Here is an 18902-nt window from a genome sequence, read left to right on the forward strand (position 1 = left end):
TCGAACGCAGAATCGATAACCATGGAGCGCATGTGGAAGTGACAGGACGGGTCGTCGTGCTGACCGGCGCGGCACACGGTATCGGCGCCGCCATGGCCAGGCGGTTCGCCGCCGAGGGCGCCGCCGGGGTGGTGGTCTCCGATCTCGACCTCGAGGGCGCGGAGAAGGTGGTCGCCGAGATCACCGCCGCGGGCGGCACCGCGATCGCGCGTCACGCCGACGCGTCGTCCAAAGAGGACTTGAAGATGCTGGTGACCGAGGCCCGCGCGGCGTTCGGGCCGGTGGATCTCTTCTGCTCCAACGCCGGCGCCGCGTTCGGGACGGGCGTGCACGCCGCGGACGAACAGTGGACGCGGTCGTGGGCGATCAACGTCATGCAGCATGTGCACGCCGCACAGGTCGCGCTCCCCGCGATGCTGAGCCGGGGCCACGGTTATCTCCTGATCACGGCCTCGGGCGCGGGTCTGCTGGGCACCCCCGGCGACGCGCCGTACTCGGTGACCAAGCACGCGGCCGTCGGGCTCGCCGAATGGCTGGCCATCACCTACCGTCCGCGCGGGGTCCGGGTCAGCGCGCTGTGCCCGCTCGGCGTGCGGACCGCGCTGCTGGAGCCGGGTATCGCCGCCGGTCACCCCGCCGCGCTCGCGATCGCCGCCGCCGCGCCCTTGCTGGAGCCGGAGGACGTCGCGGAATCCGTCGTGCACGGGCTGGCGTCGGAGGAATTCCTGATCCTGCCGCACGAATCGGTGCGGGAGACCTACGCCCGCAAGGCGGCCGGGCTCGACGAATGGATCGACCGCACCATCCTCGAAACCGGCGCGCGGAAGAGGTGACCATGGAGTACCGCAGGCTCGGCGCGAGCGGGCTGTCCGTCAGCGAGATCTCCTACGGCAACTGGCTCACCCACCCCGACGGCGCGGAATGCGTGCGGACCGCGCTCGACGCGGGCATCACGACCTTCCACACCGCGGCCGCCTGGGACGACGGTGCCGCCGAAGAGAATCTCGCCGCGGCGCTGAGCCAAGCGCGCCGCGACGACCTCGTCCTGTGCACCGGTGTCTTCTGGCCGGAAGGCCCGGGTGTCAACGACGCCGGTCTCAGCCGCAAGCACCTGACCACGTCGCTGCACGGCTCGCTCCGGCGGCTGCGCACCGACTACATCGACGTCTACCAGTTGCTGCGGTTCGACTACCGCACGCCGCTGGAGGAGACTTTCCTCGCGCTGTCGGATCTGGTGCGGCAGGGGAAGATCCTCTACGCGGGCACCGCGGAATGGACGGCGGAACAGCTGCTGGAGGCCCGGCCGATCGCCGAACGGCACGGCGTGCCGCTGGTGGCGAACCAGCCGCACTACTCGATGCTGTGGCGGGTCGCCGAGGCCCAGGTGATGCCGGTGTGCGAACGCTCCGGGATCGGTCAGTTCGCGTCGGTCCCCCTCGCGCAGGGCGTGCTGACCGGAAAGTACCGGCCGGGCGAGATCCCGCCCGGCTCACGAGGCTCGAAGGCGGTCGAGACACGGCCACTGCTCCTGCCGGACCTCCTCGAACGGGTCGGCATGCTGCGCGGCGTCGCCGACGAGGCCGGGCTGACCATGGCCCAGCTGGCGCTCGCGTGGACGTTGCAGCACAACACCGTCGCTTCGGTCGTGATGGGTGCGAGCACCGCCGCCCAGGTGACCGAGAACGCGAAGGCGGCCGGGGTGGTGCTGGACCTCGACGCGCTGACGCGGATCGATCACCTGCTGGGGAGCTTCGTGCAGACGGATCCGCGGCTGACCTGGTCGCCTCCCGCGATCAGCTGACGCCTCGCCTCGTGAGTGGCGAGGACGGTTAGAACCGTCCTCGCCACTCACGAGGGGTCAGTTCAGACTCGAGCAAGGCCTCGCATCGGGATCCTGCGCGCCCTTGGGCACCCACCGCACGTTCGCGAACGACGCGGAGAACTTGCCGTCGGTGTAGACCAGGAACGGCGTGTTGACGTTCTCCAGGTCCAGCCCGTTCGCGAAGCACGACACCGGGATCTTCACCGTCGTCTTCGGCGCCCCCGCCAGGTCGGTGAACAGCTTGGTGGCGTTCACCTCGGAGAAGCACGGGTAGACGCAGTGCATGCTGATCACCGTCCGGTTGGCCGGCGCCTCGTGCACCACCGTGTCGAACTCCAGCGCCGCGTCGGCGTTGAGGTAACCCCGCAGATCGTTGGTACCGGCTGGGTTCTGGAAGTAGAGCTGCGCCGGGCCGGTGCCGGTCCAGGTCGCCTTGAGGCCGTCCTGCTGCACGTTCACGTCCGACTGCACGACGCCGATCTCGGCGTGTGACGCGGTGCCGTCGGGGCCGATCTCGGTACCGCCCCAGTTCTCCGCGGAACCGATGAAACCCTTGTACGGTGCGACATCGGTGCGGTTGAACACTTCGAGATCCTCGGTCGCGGTGCCGCCGCCACCGGTCGAGCCGCAGGTCACCGGCCCGGCCGTCTCGTCCAGCTGCCCGACGGTGACGCGCTGCCCGGTCTTGAGGCCGTAGCCGAGTTTGAACAGCGGGTCGTAGTCGGCCGAACCCGCGTTCAGCGGCGTCTGGCAAGCGCTCTTCGGCCACGAGTACGGCAGCGTGGCCTTGAAGCCACCCTTGACCAGGACGTCGGCGACGCCACCGCCTTCGGTACCCGGCAGCCAGGCCGCGACGAACGCGTCGGAACGGTTGATCTCCTTGTTCATGTACAGCGGGCGGCCGCCCACGTAGACCGTGACGACCGGAGCGCCCTTCCCGCGGACCTTGTCCAGCACGGCCAGGTCCTCGGGGTAGAGCCTCGACGCCTCCAGGGTCTTGCGCGTCAGGTCGCCGACGCCTTCCGCGTACGGGGTCTCACCGACCACGGCGATGACCGCGTCGTAGCCCTTCGGGTCGGTGTCGCCCTTCTCGTCGAAGGTGACGTTGACGTCGCCGAGCTGTTGCTTGAGCCCGGCGAGGATCGACGTGGCGTTCGGGAAGTCGGCGTTGGTGTTGCCGGTCCCCTGCCAGCTCAGCGTCCAGCCGCCGGTCTGGTTCTGGATGCTGTCCGCGCTCTTGCCGACCACGAGGACCTTCGACTTCGGCTTGAGCGGCAGCACGTTGCCGTTGTTCTTCAGCAGCGTCTGCGAGGAGCGGACCGCGTCACGCGCCAGCCAGGTCTCCTTCAGCGCCTCGTCGGAGTTGGCGTAGGACCGGTCCGACGGCTTCTGCGACTCGTACAGCCCGGAGCGCAGCTTGACGCGCAGGATGCGGGTCACCGCGTCGTCGATCCGCGACATCGGGATCTGGCCGCCGTTGACCTGGGCGACGGTGTTGGTGATGAACGCCTTCCAGTCGTTCGGCACCATCACGATGTCGATGCCGGCGTTGATCGCCTGCGGGCAGGAGGCGTTGGTGCAGCCGGGAACCTGGCCGATGCCGTTCCAGTCGGACACGACGAGGCCGTCGAAGCCCATCTTGCCCTTGAGGATCTGGTTCAGCGCCTTGTCGCTGCCGTGCAGCTTGCCCTCGTCGATGCCGAGTTCGGCGTTGGTCCAGCTGTTGAACGACACCATCACCGTCTGGGAGCCCGCGGCGAGCGCGCCGTAGTAGCCCTGGCCGTGGACGTTGATCATCTCGGCCTCGGACGACGGGTTGACGCCCTGATCCTGTCCCTTGAGGGTGCCGCCGTCACCGATGAAGTGCTTGGCGGTACCGATCACGCCGTTGTAGCCGATGCGCTTGGTCGAGCCGTCCTGGAGCCCGTTGATCGCCTCGTAGCCGTAGGCCCTGGTGATCCTCGGGTCCTCGGAGAACCCTTCGTAAGTGCGTCCCCAGCGGTCGTCCTTCACGACGGCCAGCGTCGGCGCGAAGGCCCAGTCCTGGCCGGTGGCGCGGATCTGCCGGGCCGTCGCCGCGGAGATGTCGCGCACCAGGCACGGGTCGTGCGCCGCACCGAGCCCGATGTTGTGCGGGAAGACGGTGGCCCCGTACACGTTGTTGTTGCCGTGCACGGCGTCGATGCCCCAGATCACCGGGATCTTCGTCCGGCTGCTCTTCGCGGCGTCCCAATAGGAATCGGCGAGTTTCAGCCAGTCCTGCTGGGAGGCGTGCTTGTCCTTGTTCGGCCACGAGCCGCCGCCGTTGAGGACCGAGCCGATCGAGTACTGGCGGACCTCGTCGGGGGTGATCGCGGCGATCTCGGGCTGTGTCATCTGCCCGACCTTCTCTTCGAGGGTCATTCCCCCGAGGATCTTGGCGATCCGCTGTTCGTCACCGGCCTTGCCCTTGAACCGGCTCTCGACCTTCGGCCAGTCGGCGAGCGTCGGCAGGCTTTTCTCGATGCGGGCGCAGCCGTCCCGGTCGAGCGCGGGCTTCCCGATCACGGGCTGCTCGGCGGCGACGGCGGCGGGCGTGGCCACCACGGCCCCGCCGAGCAGGGTGAGACTCATCAAGGCGATCAGCGGACTTCGGCGCGCGCGAGCACGTCTTGCCATGGTCTGGTCCATTCTGCGGGAGGCGGGGACCGGCCGATCCTCACCGGCCCCGGCGGCGGCGTCAAGAGTTTCCGGCCGATACGCCGCCTGTTAATTTTTGCCGTGAACTAAGACTCATCCGGCCACCCGCCGCCGATTGCGCCGCTTGGCGGTGTACGGCAGCGCGAACAGGTACAGCCCGCTGAACATCAGCAGGAAGAGCGGCGGCAGTGGCGTGTAGAGCACCCACTGCGCAGGGTCGCCCTGCGCCACCACGACGAAGCAGACGATGACGGTGGCGACGAAGACGAGGGACGTCCACCGGTGGAACGTCCGGATCCGCTTGCTCACGAGAACCTCCTGGAGTCGTTTTGCCTGATGGCGAAGACGCTAGGGATCCCAGGGGCACCGACGCTTCTCGATTCCTGATCGGTCCGCTTGACCTCCACATTACTTGAGCTTTTACCTTCACGGGAAACGAAGGGAATCACTCATGACCGTCTTGGTAACCGGGGCCACCGGGAACACCGGCCGCCACGTCGTGGCCGAACTCGTCCGCCGCGGGGAACCTGTCCGGGCACTCACCAGGAACCCCGCCGAAGCCCGGCTTCCGGCGGGTGTCGAACTCGTGAAAGGCACCCACACCGCGCCCGAGACCCTGACCGAGGCCCTGGAAGGTGTCACCAAGCTGCACATCACCGTCACCGCGGGGCTCGCCGACGTCGGCCAGGATCTGGTCAAACGCGCCGTGGACGCGGGCGTGCGCCGGATGACCGTCGTCTGGGGCGGCTACGTCGGTCCGACGGAACAGGCCATGGCCGAATCCGGGGTGGAATGGACACGCCTGGAACCTCAGGAGTTCATGTCCAACGCCCTGACCTGGGCCGACTCGGTCCGCGCCGAAGGCGTGATCCGCGAGCCGTTCGACCTTCCGAGCGCGGTGGTGCACGAAGGCGACATCGGCGCCGTCGCCGCGACCGCGCTCGTGGAGGACGGGCACTCCGGCAAGGTCTACAACCTCACCGGGCCGCAGGCGCTGACGACGAGCGAACGGATCGCCATCCTCGGCTCCGCGGTCGGCCGTGAGCTCACACTGGAGGAGATCACGCGGCAGCAGGCGATCGATCGCCTGCTGGCCGACGGCGTCTCGGTCGCGGACGCCGAGTACGTCGTCGGCTGGCACAGCGATCCGCCGGTCGAGGCGCGCACCGTCGTCGACACGATCGAGAAGGTGACCGGACGGCCTGCCCGCACGTTCGCCCAGTGGGTCGCCGAGCACGCCGACCGGTTCAGGTCGTGAGCGGGCCGACCGCCTTCACGTTCTCCAGCACCGGGGCGGTGTGCACCGTGTGGATCGCCAGCAGCGCGCCCAGCCGGCGCGTGAGGTAGTGGTGTAGCGCGGCGGGATCCGGGCACAACGCCTGCGCGGCCAGGTTGGTGGGCCCGGTCGTGGCGACGACGACGGCCAGCTCCTCGTGGGTGGCCAGCGTCGTCGCCACCTCGTCGAGATCCGCCGGCGCGACGGCCATCCACAGGAACGCCTGGGTGGTGACGCCGTACAGGGCCGCGCTGATCTCGACGTCGAAGAAGAGCGCGCCTCGCGCGCGCAGATCCGCGAGGCGGCGCGCCGCCGTCGCCGGGGCCAGGCCCGCCGCGGCGGCGAGCTCCGCGATGCTCGCCCGGCCGTCGTGCCGGAGGGCGGCGATCAGCGCGTGATCCGCCGCCGTCAGCGGGCTCTCCTCACCGGCGGATTCCGGCGGTCGCAACGCTTCCTGCTGCTCCTCGGTCAGCGCGGCGACCCGGCCGCGCCACGCCGTCGGGCCGCCGAGGTAGGTGTGCAGGATGAAATGCGCGGACACCGCCGTGACACTCGCGGCGCGCGGGATGTCGTGCAGCAGCATGGCGCTCTGCGCGTGCCTCGGCGTATGCGCGATCGTCACGATCTCCGTGCCGCCGGAGGTGAGCTTGACCCAGGACGTGTCCGGCCGCCTGGCCAGCGAGCGGGCGAGCGTCCGCGCGGTGGCGGGCTGCGCGCTCAGCCGTACGAGCCACTGCGTCAGCCCCGTCTGGCCGGGATCGGGCAGACCCACCACGCGTAACCCGGATTCGGCCCGGAGCCGCTGATAGCGCCGGGCGACGGTCTGGGTCGAGACACCGAGCACCGTACCGATCCGGCTGAACGGCGCGCGGGCGTCGATCTGGAGCGCGTGGATCAAAGCGCGGTCGATGTCGTCGAGCATGGAATATTTCGTCCATCCGGTCCGGGATTCGTGGAACAGAAGTCATCTTCACCGCACGCTCTCGATCATGCAACCGACGAAGAGCGGATCCGTCCCGCTCGCCACGCTGCTCGCGGCGGAGGCGATGAACGTGCTGGACTCGACGATCACCCAGGTCGCCGGTCCGGCGATCCACGCCGACCTCGGCGGCCCCGCTTCCGCCATCCCATGGTTCGGCGCCGCGTACACACTCCCGTTCGCGGTGCTGCTCATCACCGGTGGCAGGCTCGGCGACCTGCTGGGCCGCCGCCGCGTTTTCCTGTCCGGCGTCGCCGTGTTCGCGCTGGCCTCCCTGTGCTGCGCGCTCGCACCGGGCACCGGCGTGCTCATCGGCGCGCGAGCGGTGCAGGGTATGGCGGCGGCACTGGTGATCCCGCAGACCTTCGGCTTGATCAAGGTCATGTTCTCCGGCCCGGCGCTGGCGGCGGCTCTGGGCTGGAACGGGCCGGTGGTCGGCCTGTCCGCCGTGAGCGGGCCGTTGCTCGGCGCCTTGCTGACGGATCTGGTCTCATGGCGGGCGGCGTTCCTGGTGAACGTGCCGATCTCGATCGCGGTGCTCGTCGCGGGACGGCTGCTGCCGGAAGACCGCGCCGAGCATCCGGTCCGGCTGGACGTGCCGGGCACCTTGCTCGCCTCACTCGGCATCGGGCTTCTCGTGTACCCGCTGATCGACAGGTGGAGCTGGGGCCTGTTCGCCGCCGGTGCCGCCGTGCTGGTGCTGTTCGGGTTCCATCAGCGGAACCGACGTCATCCGCTGGTCGAGCCGAGCCTGTTCGGACATCGTGGTTTCCCCGCCGCGCTGGCGGCGTCGACCCTGTTCTTCGCCGTGATGAACGGGGTGATGCTCGTGGTGGTCCTGCACCAGCAACTCGACCAAGGTCTCGGCGTACTCGCGTCCGGGCTGACACTGCTGCCGTGGTCGGGCGGGCTGGCGATTTCTTCGTGGGCGGCGGGAAAATGGCTCGTTCCCCGATACGGCTCGCGTGTCGCCTTCGCCGGTCTGGCGCTGCTGCTCGGAGGAATCCTGCTGGCTCTCGATGGCGCGCTGCCGATCGCGCTCGGGATCGGCGGGCTCGGACTGGGGCTGTTCACGGTGCCGTTCTTCACCGCGGCGCTGTCCGTCGTCCGTCCACACGAGACCGGATCCGCGGCGGGACTGCTGAACGCGGTGCAGCAAGTCGGCGCGACGCTGGGTATCGCGGTGTTCGGCTCCGTCTTCCTGCACGGCCATTCCGTGGTGCGGGCGTTCTCGCTCGCGGCGGCGCTGGTGGTGGCGACCATGGTCGCGACCGCACTGATGCCCCGGACCTGAGATGGTCACTGGGCTCACCGGCTCGGTCCGTGAAGGACTCCTTGAGGGACTCTGGGTCCCTCAAGGAGTCCTTCACGGACTTCAGGCTGCCCCTGGACCGGCGCGCTACGCCTCCGCGGCCTTGAACCACGCGCCGATCCCCGCGAGCGCGCCCGGACCGTAGTCACCCCGGACGTCGTCGGCCAGATCCGCGATGGAGACGGCGCGCAACGCCGCCCGCCATTGGACTTCGGCGTTCGCCATCGCGCGGCTGATGGCGCACGGCGTCGTGCACGCCTCGGGCGGCGTCGCCATCGGGCCGCGCTGCCGGATCTCGGTGCAGACGAAGGCCGGGCCGGGTCCGTCGATGGCCTCGACGACGTCGAGCACCGTGATCTCCGAAGGCGGCCTGGTGAGGACGTAGCCGCCGGCCTTCCCCTGCACCGACCGGATGAGACCGGCCCGGGAAAGCGCCTGGAGCTGCTTCGCGAGGTAACTCGGTGAGACGTCGTGCAGCTGCGCGAGGCGCGCGGCGGGCGCGGGTTCGTCGACCGAGGTCAGCACCACACAGCAGTGCAGGGCCCACTCGACCCCACCGGACATCTTCACCCGGATGACTCTAACCCGCCTCTTGACTCGGACACAATATGTCCGAGTAATATCTCGGACATGAGGTGTCCGAGTTGACGGGCGCCACCGACGAAGGGCACTGGGTCATGAAATTCGCGATCATCGGCGGGACCGGGCTGATCGGTTCGCAGGTCGTGCGCAACCTGAACGAGGCAGGCCACGAAGCGGTGCCGCATTCGCCCTCCACCGGGGTCGACCTGCTCACCGGCCAGGGCCTGGACAGCGCGCTCGACGGCGCCGACGTGGTCGTCAACCTCACGAACTCGCCGACCTTCGACGACGCCTCCCCCGCGTTCTTCCGGACGTCGATGGACAATCTCGTCGCGGCCGCGAAGAAGGCGGGCACCGGGCACTTCGTGATCCTGTCGATCGTCGGCGTCGACCAGGTACCCGACCTCGACTACTACCGCGCGAAGACCCTGCAGGAGGACATCCTCAAGGAGAGCGGTGTCCCCTACTCGATCGTCCGCGCCACGCAGTTCATGGAATTCGTCGACGCGGTGCTGTCCTGGACCTCCGACGAGAACGCGGTCCGCCTGCCCAGCACGCCGATCCAGCCGATCGCCGCGGCCGACGTCGCCGCCGCCGTTTCCGAGGTGTCGGCCGGGAAACCGCTGAACGGCATCCTCGACGTGGGCGGCCCGGACGTCTACCCGCTGGCCGAACTGGGCCGGATCACCTTGTCCGCCAAGGGAGACACGCGTCCGGTGACCGTCGACGAGACCGCGGGCATGTTCGCCGCGGTCAAGGGCGACGTGCTCACCACGAAGGACGGCGCCCGCATCGCCGCGACCCGCTACCTCGACTGGCTCAAGTAGGCGTGCGCTGAAGGGAACCATGCCCGCATGTGACGCGACGAAAGGGCCCTTCGCCGCGTCGCATGCGGCGAAGGGCCCTTTCAGCCCGCGATCAGCTGGGCAGCAGCGCCGGAGCCGCGAGACGGCTGGCGTTCGCCGCCTCGTCGTCCGGCGCGGCCTGCGCGGAGCGTTCCGCCTCGACCCGCGCGAGGTAGTTGGCGACCTCGCGTTCCTGCTTGTGCGAGTCCCAGCCCAGCAGCGGCGCCATCAGCCCGGCCACCACCGGCGCCGCGGTCACACCGCGATCCCGCTCCTCGATGGAGATCCGGGTACGCCGTGTCAGCACGTCCTCCAGGTGCAGCGCGCCTTCGTGGGAGACGGCGTAGACGACCTCCGCCTTCAGGTAGTCCGCGGTCCCCGGGATCGCTTCGCCCAGTTCGGGGCGTTCCGAGATCGACTCCAGGATGTCCTCGATCGCGGTGCCGTAGCGCTGGAGCAGGTGCTCGATGCGGGCGATGGGCAGCCCCGTGCGCTGCACGAGCGAGTGCCGCGCACCCCACAGCTCGTGGTACCCGGTCGCGCCGACGATCGGCAGCCGCTCGGTCCACGACGACGGCGCGGGGCGGCCGAGGTCCTCCACCGCGACGTCGACCGCGTCGGCGGCCATCACGCGGTACGTCGTGTACTTGCCGCCTGCCACGATCACCAGCCCCGGCACCGGATGCGCCACGGCGTGTTCCCGCGACAGCTTCGTGGTCGAGGTCGCCTTCGCGGCCAGAAGCGGCCGAAGCCCGGCGTACACACCTTCGATGTCGTCGGCGGTGATCGGCGTGCGCAAGACGGCGTTGAGGTGATCGAGCACGTAATCGACATCCGCCTGGCTGGCCGCCGGGTGCTCGCGGTCGAGATCCCATTCGGTGTCGGTGGTGCCGACGATCCAGTGCCGTCCCCACGGGATGACGAACAGCACGCTCTTCTCGGTGCGCAGGATCAGCCCGGTGTCCAGGTCGATCTTCTCGCGCGGCACCACCAGGTGGATGCCCTTCGAAGCGCGCACGGTGAACGGCGCGGGGATGCCCGCCGCTTCGGCCATGTCGTCGCTCCACACGCCGGTGGCCGCGACGACCGTCTTCGCCCGGACCTCGATCTCCGCACCGCTCTCGCGGTCGACGACCTTGGCTCCGACGACGCGTTCGCCGTCGCGGATCAGCGACGTGACCCGAGCGCGGGTGAGCACGGAAGCGCCCTGCTCCGCCGCGGTCCTCGCGATGGTCATCGTGTGGCGGGCGTCGTCGACCTGCGCGTCGTAGTACTGGATGGCGCCGATCAGGGCGTCGTCCGCGAGACCGGGAGCGACCTTGCCCGCACCGCGCTTCGACAGATGCCGGTGCCGCGGCAGGGCCCGCGCTCCGCCGAGGGTGTCGTACAGCGTGACACCCGCGCCGATGTAGCCGCGTTCCCAGACGCGATGCTTGAGCGGCACCAGGAACTTCACCGGCCGGACCAGATGCGGCGCGAGGGTCTGCAGCAGCAGGCTGCGTTCCTTCAGCGCCTCCCGGACCAGCTTGAAGTCCAGGTTCTCCAGGTAGCGCAGCCCACCGTGGATCAGCTTCGAAGACCGGCTCGACGTCCCGGCGGCGAAGTCGCGGGCCTCGACGAGCGCGACGGACAGTCCGCGCGACGCCGCGTCGAGGGCGACGCCGGCACCGGTCACTCCCCCGCCGACGACCAGCACGTCGATCTCCTCACGAGCGAGCTTGCGCAGCGTCTCGGCACGGTAGACCGGGGAAAGCGGTACGGATGTCACCTTGTTCCTCCTGTTCATCGGGCTCACTCGACCTCGACCCAGTCCAGCGTGCGGCCGACGGCCTTCTGCCAGCCCGCGTAGCCCTCGGCGCGCTGTTCGTCCGTCCACGACGGCTCCCAGCGCTTGTCCTCGTTCCAGTTCTGTTCCAGCTCGTCGGTGCTCTTCCAGAACCCGACGGCGAGCCCGGCCGCGTAGGCGGCGCCGAGCGCGGTGGTCTCCGCGACGACCGGCTTCGACACCGGCACACCGAGGATGTCGGCCTGCAGCTGCATGCACAGTTCGTTCGCGGTCACGCCACCGTCCACACGCAACACGTCGAGCGTGACGCCGGAGTCGTTCTGCATGGCCTCGACGACGTCGCGGGTCTGATAGCAGATCGCTTCGAGGGTCGCCCGCGCCAGATGCGCGTTGGTGGTGGCTCGGGTGAGGCCGACGATCGCGCCGCGCGCGTCGGAACGCCAGTACGGGGCGAAAAGCCCGGAGAACGCGGGGACGAAGTAGACGCCGCCGTTGTCCTCGACCTGCCGCGCGAGGCTCTCGCTCTGGGACGCGCCGCTGATGATGCCCAGCTGGTCGCGCAGCCACTGCACGGCGGAACCCGTGACGGCGATGGAGCCCTCCAGCGCGTACACCGGCTTCTCGTCGCCGAACTGGTAGGCCAGCGTCGTGAGCAGACCGTGCTTCGACCGCACGACCTCGTGCCCGGTGTTGAGGAGCAGGAAGTTGCCGGTGCCGTAGGTGTTCTTGGCCTCGCCGGGGCGGAAGCACACCTGGCCGACGGTCGCGGCCTGCTGGTCGCCGAGCACGCCGGTGATGGCGACCTCGCCGCCGAGCGGGCCGTCCGCGCGAGTCACGCCGAAGCGGCCGTTGTTCGACGACGGCGCGATCGACGGCAGCATCTGCTTGGGGACGCCGAAGAACGACAGCAGTTCGTCGTCCCACTCCAGCGTTTCCAGGTCCATGAGCATGGTGCGCGACGCGTTGGTCGGATCCGTCACGTGCACGCCGCCGTCGGGCCCGCCGGTGAGGTTCCAGATGAGCCAGGTGTCGGTGGTGCCGAAGAGCGCGTCACCCTTTTCGGCGTCTTCGCGGACGCCTTCGACGTTCTCCAGGATCCACTGCAGCTTGCCGCCGGAGAAGTAGGTAGCGGGCGGGAGACCGGCCTTGCGCCGGATGACGTCACCCTTGCCCTCGCGTTCCAGCGCCGAGGCGATCCGGTCGGTCCGGGTGTCCTGCCACACGATGGCGTTGCAGTACGGGCGCCCGGTGCGGCGGTTCCACACGACGGTGGTCTCACGCTGGTTGGTGATGCCGAGCGACGCGAGGTCGGCGGCGGTCAGTTTCGCCTTGTTGAGCGCGGTGGCGATGACCGAGCGGGTCCGTTCCCAGATCTCGGTCGCGTCGTGTTCGACCCAGCCCGGCTTCGGGAGGATCTGCTCGTGCTCGAGCTGGTGGCGGGCGATCTCGTTGCCGCCGTGGTCGAAGATCATGAAGCGCGTGCTGGTGGTGCCCTGGTCGACGGCGCCGATGTAGTCAGGCATGATTTCCCTCTCTTTAAGCAACGCGCTCGATGTCTTTGGCGGGCAAGGCTTCCGGCGCCGGTTCGGCGGGCAGGTAACGCTCGATGAAGAACTTGTAGATCGCCCCGCCGATGACCGCGCCGATCACCGGGGCCACGATCGGGATCCACCAGTACGGATAGCCGTATTGGTCGGTGAACGCGGTGTCGTAGCCGGTGAGCCAGGACATCAGCCGCGGGCCGAAGTCGCGGGCGGGGTTGATCGCGTAGCCGGCGTTGGTGCCCCAGGCCATGCCGATCGCGACCACGAGGAAGCCGACGACGACCGGGGCGAGGTTCGCGGCGGGCGCGGTGTTGCGGAGGTCGGTGATGGCGAAGATCACCAAAGCCAGAATCGCGGTCCCGATGATCTGGTCCCGAAAAGCGCCCCAGTCACCCACCGGCAGGGTTCCGTTACCCGGAAGAGTGGAGAACACGCCCTGGGTCTTGATCGTCAGGCCGGGGTCCGCGGCGTTGAGCACCTCGGTGTAGTTCCAGCGCACCAGCAGCGCACCGAGGAACGCGCCGGCGGTCTGCGCCAAGGCGTACGGGGCGACCTTGCGCCACGAGAAGCCCTTGAACACCGCGAGCGCCACGGTGACGGCGGGGTTCAGATGCGCGCCACTGATCCGTGAAGCCACGTAGATACCCAGCGTGACACCGATTCCCCACGCCCACGCGATGCTGTCGTGGTCCCCGATGCCCGCGGCGACGACTTGAGCCACCACCCCGCAACCGAACAGGATGAGGATCATCGTCCCGACGAACTCCGCCGCCAGTTCGCCCGCCAGTCCGCGAGCCTTGAGGTTTCGCACCATTGCTTCCTCCACAAAGGACACCGTTGCCCTGTTGAGGCCGAAGTTAAGTTCGCGGAAACCCGGGGTCAACGGACGCCGGTCGGCATTGTCGAACGCCCGGAGACGATGTTCGACATTGTCGAATCAGGGCCGGTCGGGCTACGGTTGGGCCGTGCCCGGTCCGATCCAGTCCATCGAGCGCGCCGCCGCGATCCTGCGGTTGCTGGCGCGCGGTTCAGGCCGTCTCGGGGTCGGCGAGATCGCCGATTCCCTCGAACTCGCCAAGGGAACCGCGCACGGGATCCTCCGTACCCTGCAAGGGGTCGGCTTTGTCGAACAAGACCGCGACACCGGGAAATACCAACTGGGCGCGGCGCTCCTGCACCTCGGCACGAGCTACCTCGACGTCAACGAACTCCGCTCCCGCGCGATCAACTGGGCCGACGCGCTGGCCGCGCGCAGCGGCGAGGCCGTCCGGATCGGCGCCCCGCTGGAGGGCCGGGTCCTGGTGGTGCACCACGTGTTCCGACCCGACGACAGCCTGCAGACGCTCGACGTCGGCACGCTTCTGCCGTTGCACGCGACGGCGCTCGGAAAAGTCCTTCTGGCCTACGACACCGGTCTCGTGGCATCGTTGCGCACCGGCGGGCCGGAGGCCTACACCCGCCGGACCCTGGTCACCCAGACCGCGATCAAACGCGCCTGTGGCAAGGTGCGCGAGGCGGGCTGGGCGAGCGAGAACGGCGAGATGATCACCGGCGAGGCCGGGATAGCCGCGCCGATCCGCGGCCACGGCGGCATCGTGGTCGGCGCGATCGGGGTCTCCGGCGCGGCGGAACGGATCTGTGAAGCCGACGGCAGCCCGATCCCGCGGCTGCTCGGCCACGTGCGCGACGCGGCACGGGCGGTCTCCCGCGATCTCGGCGCGTCCCGATGGTGATGGAGGTGCTCGCGTGGTCCAGCGCTACGTGATGTCGATCGATCAGGGCACCACCTCGACACGGTGCATCCTGTTCGACGCGCGCGGCAGGCTGGTGTCGGTCGCGCAGCGCGAACACCAGCAGCATTTCCCGCGGCCCGGCTGGGTCGAACACGACGCGACGGAGATCTGGCGCAACGTCGGCCGGATCGTGCCGCAGGCGCTGGCCGACGCCGGCGTCGACGCCGCGCAGGTGGTCGGCCTCGGCATCGCGAACCAGCGCGAGACGACGGTGCTGTGGGACAGGCACACCGGCAACCCCGTCGGGCGCGCGATCGTCTGGCAGGACACCCGCACCGACGCGATGCTCGAACACCTCGCCCGCGAGCCGGGCGCGGACCGCGTCCGGCGGCTGTGCGGACTTCCGCTGGCCACGTACTTCTCCGCACCCCGCATCCGGTGGATGCTCGAACGGACCCCTGGCCTGCGGGAACGCGCCGAGCGCGGCGACGTCCTGTTCGGGACGGTGGAGAGCTGGCTGATCTGGAACCTGACCGGCGGACCCGAGGGCGGCGTCCACGTCACCGACGTCACCAACGCCTCGCGCACCATGCTGATGAACCTGCGGACGCTGTCGTGGGACGACGAACTGCTGGACTTCTTCGACGTCCCGCGCGCCATGCTGCCGGAGATCCGCCCGTCGACCGAGGTGTACGGGACGACGTCACGGGTGGTTCCGGGCATCCGGATCGCGGCGGCGCTCGGCGACCAGCAGGCGGCGTTGTTCGGCCAGACCTGCTTCGCGCCCGGCGAGGCGAAGTGCACGTACGGAACCGGCAGCTTCCTGCTGCTCAACACCGGCCCGACGCCGGTGCTTTCGACCCACGGCATGCTGACCACCGTCGGCTTCAAGATCGGCGACGAACCCGCCGTGTACGCACTCGAAGGGTCGATCGCGGTCACCGGATCGCTGGTGCAGTGGTTCCGCGACGGGCTCGAACTGATCGGCAGCGCGCCCGAGATCGAGACGCTGGCGCGGACGGTGGAGGACAACGGCGGCTGCTACATCGTGCCCGCCTTCTCGGGCCTGTTCGCGCCGCACTGGCACAGCGAGGCGCGCGGCGTGATCGCCGGGCTGACGTCGTACATCACCAAGGGACACCTGGCCAGAGCCGTGCTGGAGGCGACGGGCTGGCAGACCCGCGAGGTGGTCGACGCGATGAACGCCGATTCCGGGCTCGCGCTGTCGACGCTCAAGGTGGACGGCGGGATGACCGCCGACAACCTGCTGATGCAGTTCGTCGCCGACGTCCTCGACGTACCGGTGGTGCGCCCGATGGTCGCGGAGACGGTGTCGCTCGGCGCGGCGTACGCGGCCGGGTTGTCGGTCGGTTACTGGCCCGACCTGGAGGGTCTGCGCCGGAACTGGCACCGCGCCGGGCAGTGGCTGCCGACGATGGACCCCGCCCGCCGCGACAGTGAGTACTCGCATTGGCGCCAGGCCGTGGAGCTGACGTTCGGCTGGATGCGCCCCGGCCCGACGGCCGCTCCCCCGGGCTCCGACCTGGTCGAGGTCGTCCTGGCCGATCACCGCCGGATCGAACAGCTGTTCCGCGACCTGCGCAACGACGAGGCCGACCGTCCGGCGCTGATCGCGGAGCTCTCGGCGTCCTTGGTCGCCCACGCGACCGCGACGGAGCGGATCGTCCGTCCCGATGCGACGGAGAGCGGGCTCGCGGACGAGCTGCTGGCCGTACTGGAGTCCGCCGACTCCGAAAAGGCGTTGGCGGCGCTGGAGAATTCGGTGGACGCGCATATCCGCGCCGAGGAACGCGGGCTGCTGAACGAACTCCGGCGCACACTGTCCACTTCGGATCGCACCGGCCTCGGCCGGGCGTTCGTGGCCGAGCGGCAGCGGCAGCTGGACCTCGGCTGCGGCTCCGCCGCGCACGTCCGCGAGCAAGGTTCCCGGCTGCGCCTCTCGTGACGTGCTAGCCTGTCGCCGTGCGCCGCTTGGACCGACTCGTAGTCGAGCGCGCCGGCTGAGCCAGGTCGCCGGCGCGCAGTCCGGCGACCCCTCGATACGGGGCATCTCCCGGGACCTGGCCCTCCATGGCGTGTCAGTTTCCCGCCTTTGGAGACCACGATGTCGATCACCGCTTTCCAGGTTCCCGCCCCTCGCTCGTCCATGCTGGTCCGCCGCCGGATCGCCACGTACTTCGTCGGCGGTGTCGAACAGATCCCCGCCCTGCTCGAAGCGCTCGGCTGCCTGGTCCACGACCTGTCCGTCGACGTCCGCGACGGCGTCCGGGAAAGCACCATGACCTGCGCCGTCCTGATCGACACGGCCGAGATCGAGCCGCTGCTGGACAGGCTGCGCGACCTGACCTCGGTCGTCTCGTCGGAACTGGTCTGACGGGGTGCGCCACCTCTCGACCTCGTGAGTGTTCAGGACGGTTAGAACCGTCCTGAACACTCACGAGGTCGGCGCTAAGTCCCCTATGCCCGAAGTCACTTGCACGGTTCCATGCAGCCGGTCATCCAGCGACCATCAGCCTCTTGACTTAGTTAAGAAGCCTTCTTAACTTCGATTTCATGGCCGAAACTCCCCGAAACAGCAGGTCCCAAGCCTATCGTCGGCTCAGTTTGGCCGAGAAACATGACAAGTTCGTCAAGCAGTACTCGCGGCGGACCCTGTTCCGGGTGGGTGCGGTGGGCGGCGCGGCACTCGCCGCCGGCGGCGTCCTGCTCCCGGGCGCGGCCGCGGCCTCCCCCGGGCCGATGGTGCTGCTCAACGCCGACAAGGTCGCCGGCTCGGCGCTGCGGCCGTTCGGACGGCACATCGCCTACGGGGCCGACCCGTCACAGCAGGTCGTCGTCTCCTGGCAGGTGCCCGCGGCGGTGACCGCGCCGTTCGTCCGGATCGGCACCGTACCCGGCGACTTCAGCCCGCCGATCCCGGCCGAGGTCCGGGCGCTGACCAGCCAGATGTCCTGGCAGCATCCGGTCGAGGAGGTCCCGCCGAACAGCCCGAAGTCGATCACCCAGTACTACCTCCACGCCCGGATCGACCACCTCCTGCCCAACACCACGTACTACTACGTCGTCGGCCACGAGGGCTACGATCCCGCCACCCGGCTCGGCGAGATGGCGAGCTTCCGCACCGCTCCCGCCCCGGGCGGCGACGGCACGTTCTCCTTCACCGCTTTCGGCGACCAGGGCGTCGGCTACAACGCCGTCGCGACCAGCAGCCTGATCGCGGGCCTCGACCCGGCCTTCCACCTCGCGATGGGCGATCTGAGCTACGCGCTCGAAGGCGAGGGCGGGCACCCGGAGGAAGACCAGTACGACGCGCGGCTCTGGGACTCCTTCTTCGTGCAGAACGAGCCGGTCACCGCCGGGATCCCGTGGATGATGGCGCTCGGCAACCACGAGATGGAGGGCTGGTACTCCGAGGACGGTTACGGCGGCGTCCGGGCACGCTTCACCATGCCGGACAACGCCTGGGACGGCTCCACCTGCATCTACTCGTGGCGCTATCAGAACGTCGGCCTGATCAGCCTGGACGGCAACGACGTCTGCTACAACAGTCCGTCCAATCTGGACTACACCAAGGGCAAGCAGCTCAGCTGGCTCGGGAAGACGCTCGCCGCGTTCCGCGCGGATCCCACGATCGACTTCATCGTCGTCTACTGCCACCAGTGCACGTATTCCACCTGCCATTCCAACGGTGCCGAACTCGGCGCGCAGAAGGACTGGGCGCCGCTGTTCGACAAGTACCAGGTCGACCTGGTGCTCAACGGCCACAACCACATCTACGAACGCACCGACCCCATCCGGGCGGGCAAGGCCGTCAAGAAGGTGCCCTCGCGCGGGACCACGAACCCGGTCAAGGACGGGACGACCTACATCACCGCGGGCGGCGGCGGGGGCAGCGTCTCGGAATTCCCCGCGCCCGACACGTACCTCGGCCATGAGACCAGCAATGACTCCCCGGTCCCGATGAAGTATTCGGAACGCGACGGCCAGGACCGCACCAAGAAGGTCACCTGGTCCCGCGTCCGGTTCCGCGGCTACAGCCTGGTCGCGGTCGACGTCGTCGCGGGCACGGGCACCACACCGCCCAAAATGGACGTCCGCGCGATCAGCGCCGACGGCACCCTCGTCGACCAGATCATCGTGCAGCGTTCCTGACGTTGCCGCACATCGTCCGGACGACCATTCCGCCTCGGCCGATCGGCCGAGGCGGAACCCCGCTTTCCCGGCGCATTTCCCGAAGCGCGAAAACGCTTTCTGTGCGGTCCGCCGCCGTTACAGAGTCATGACACGAACGAGACGGGGCCACGATGATCGTCTCTGAACATC

General features: G+C 69.2%; 16 protein-coding genes. 9 read left to right on the forward strand and 7 right to left on the reverse strand.

Annotated features, from left to right (window positions below):
* Positions 1-32: 32 nt before the first annotated feature.
* Together MJQ72_RS22590 and MJQ72_RS22595 are read left to right on the forward strand one after the other, a co-directional pair.
* The gene (locus MJQ72_RS22590; RefSeq protein WP_240592964.1) at positions 33-833 is read left to right on the forward strand and encodes an SDR family oxidoreductase; all 801 of its coding nucleotides are present in this window, start codon (positions 33-35) and stop codon (positions 831-833) included.
* Positions 834-835: 2 nt separating this feature from the next.
* Positions 836-1801 carry an aldo/keto reductase gene (locus MJQ72_RS22595; protein WP_240592965.1) on the forward strand — a complete coding sequence of 322 codons (966 nt, stop codon included), beginning with the start codon at positions 836-838 and terminating at the stop codon, positions 1799-1801.
* A 57-nt stretch (positions 1802-1858) separates the two neighbouring features.
* On the opposite strand, the gene MJQ72_RS22600 is transcribed toward MJQ72_RS22595, so the two are convergent.
* Positions 1859-4435, reverse strand: a complete 2577-nt coding sequence (locus MJQ72_RS22600) for an exo 1,3/1,4-beta-D-glucan glucohydrolase (RefSeq protein ID WP_240601393.1) — start codon at positions 4433-4435, stop codon at positions 1859-1861.
* 159 nt (positions 4436-4594) lie between these two features.
* Entirely contained in the window at positions 4595-4810 is a 216-nt protein-coding gene (locus MJQ72_RS22605) for a hypothetical protein (RefSeq protein ID WP_073844200.1), read from the reverse strand.
* Positions 4811-4952: 142 nt separating this feature from the next.
* Between MJQ72_RS22605 and MJQ72_RS22610 the strand changes: the two genes are divergently transcribed.
* Complete coding sequence (locus MJQ72_RS22610) at positions 4953-5759, forward strand: NmrA family NAD(P)-binding protein (protein ID WP_240592966.1); 807 nt, start codon at positions 4953-4955, stop codon at positions 5757-5759.
* Here MJQ72_RS22610 and MJQ72_RS22615 read toward each other — a convergent pair.
* Complete coding sequence (locus MJQ72_RS22615; protein ID WP_240592967.1) at positions 5749-6699, reverse strand: Lrp/AsnC family transcriptional regulator; 951 nt, start codon at positions 6697-6699, stop codon at positions 5749-5751. The two genes, MJQ72_RS22610 and MJQ72_RS22615, sit on opposite strands and share 11 nt — an antisense overlap.
* A gap of 67 nt (positions 6700-6766) precedes the next feature.
* Between MJQ72_RS22615 and MJQ72_RS22620 the strand changes: the two genes are divergently transcribed.
* Positions 6767-8050 (forward strand): MFS transporter, encoded by a 1284-nt coding sequence (locus tag MJQ72_RS22620; RefSeq protein WP_240592968.1) that lies wholly within the window; start codon positions 6767-6769, stop codon positions 8048-8050.
* Between the two features lie 105 nt (positions 8051-8155).
* On the opposite strand, the gene MJQ72_RS22625 is transcribed toward MJQ72_RS22620, so the two are convergent.
* Positions 8156-8632 carry an Rrf2 family transcriptional regulator gene (locus tag MJQ72_RS22625; protein WP_240601394.1) on the reverse strand — a complete coding sequence of 159 codons (477 nt, stop codon included), beginning with the start codon at positions 8630-8632 and terminating at the stop codon, positions 8156-8158.
* 113 nt (positions 8633-8745) lie between these two features.
* Between MJQ72_RS22625 and MJQ72_RS22630 the strand changes: the two genes are divergently transcribed.
* On the forward strand, positions 8746-9477 hold the full coding sequence (locus MJQ72_RS22630) for an NAD(P)H-binding protein (RefSeq protein WP_315860911.1): 732 nt from the start codon (positions 8746-8748) through the stop codon (positions 9475-9477).
* 91 nt (positions 9478-9568) lie between these two features.
* On the opposite strand, the gene glpD is transcribed toward MJQ72_RS22630, so the two are convergent.
* Genes glpD through MJQ72_RS22645 form a run of 3 tightly spaced genes read right to left on the reverse strand, consistent with a single transcriptional unit; the run spans position 9569 to position 13639 of the window.
* Complete coding sequence (gene glpD, locus MJQ72_RS22635) at positions 9569-11281, reverse strand: glycerol-3-phosphate dehydrogenase (RefSeq protein ID WP_240592970.1); 1713 nt, start codon at positions 11279-11281, stop codon at positions 9569-9571.
* 5 nt (positions 11282-11286) lie between these two features.
* The gene (gene glpK, locus MJQ72_RS22640; RefSeq protein WP_125692820.1) at positions 11287-12804 is read right to left on the reverse strand and encodes a glycerol kinase GlpK; all 1518 of its coding nucleotides are present in this window, start codon (positions 12802-12804) and stop codon (positions 11287-11289) included.
* 13 nt (positions 12805-12817) lie between these two features.
* Positions 12818-13639, reverse strand: coding sequence for an MIP/aquaporin family protein (locus MJQ72_RS22645; RefSeq protein WP_240592971.1), 822 nt, complete (start codon positions 13637-13639; stop codon positions 12818-12820).
* Between the two features lie 151 nt (positions 13640-13790).
* Between MJQ72_RS22645 and MJQ72_RS22650 the strand changes: the two genes are divergently transcribed.
* The 4 genes from MJQ72_RS22650 to MJQ72_RS22665 all read left to right on the forward strand — a co-directional run bounded on the left by MJQ72_RS22650 (position 13791) and on the right by MJQ72_RS22665 (position 18731).
* Positions 13791-14558 carry an IclR family transcriptional regulator gene (locus MJQ72_RS22650; protein WP_016335197.1) on the forward strand — a complete coding sequence of 256 codons (768 nt, stop codon included), beginning with the start codon at positions 13791-13793 and terminating at the stop codon, positions 14556-14558.
* A gap of 13 nt (positions 14559-14571) precedes the next feature.
* Positions 14572-16524: a glycerol kinase GlpK gene (glpK, locus tag MJQ72_RS22655; RefSeq protein WP_240592972.1), complete on the forward strand. Its 1953-nt coding sequence runs from the start codon at positions 14572-14574 to the stop codon at positions 16522-16524.
* A gap of 159 nt (positions 16525-16683) precedes the next feature.
* Positions 16684-16953 (forward strand): hypothetical protein, encoded by a 270-nt coding sequence (locus tag MJQ72_RS22660; protein ID WP_240592973.1) that lies wholly within the window; start codon positions 16684-16686, stop codon positions 16951-16953.
* A gap of 230 nt (positions 16954-17183) precedes the next feature.
* Complete coding sequence (locus tag MJQ72_RS22665) at positions 17184-18731, forward strand: metallophosphoesterase family protein (protein ID WP_240592974.1); 1548 nt, start codon at positions 17184-17186, stop codon at positions 18729-18731.
* The last annotated feature ends 171 nt before the right edge of the window (positions 18732-18902 follow it).

Source organism: Amycolatopsis sp. EV170708-02-1 (assembly GCF_022479115.1).
GTDB lineage: Bacteria > Actinomycetota > Actinomycetes > Mycobacteriales > Pseudonocardiaceae > Amycolatopsis.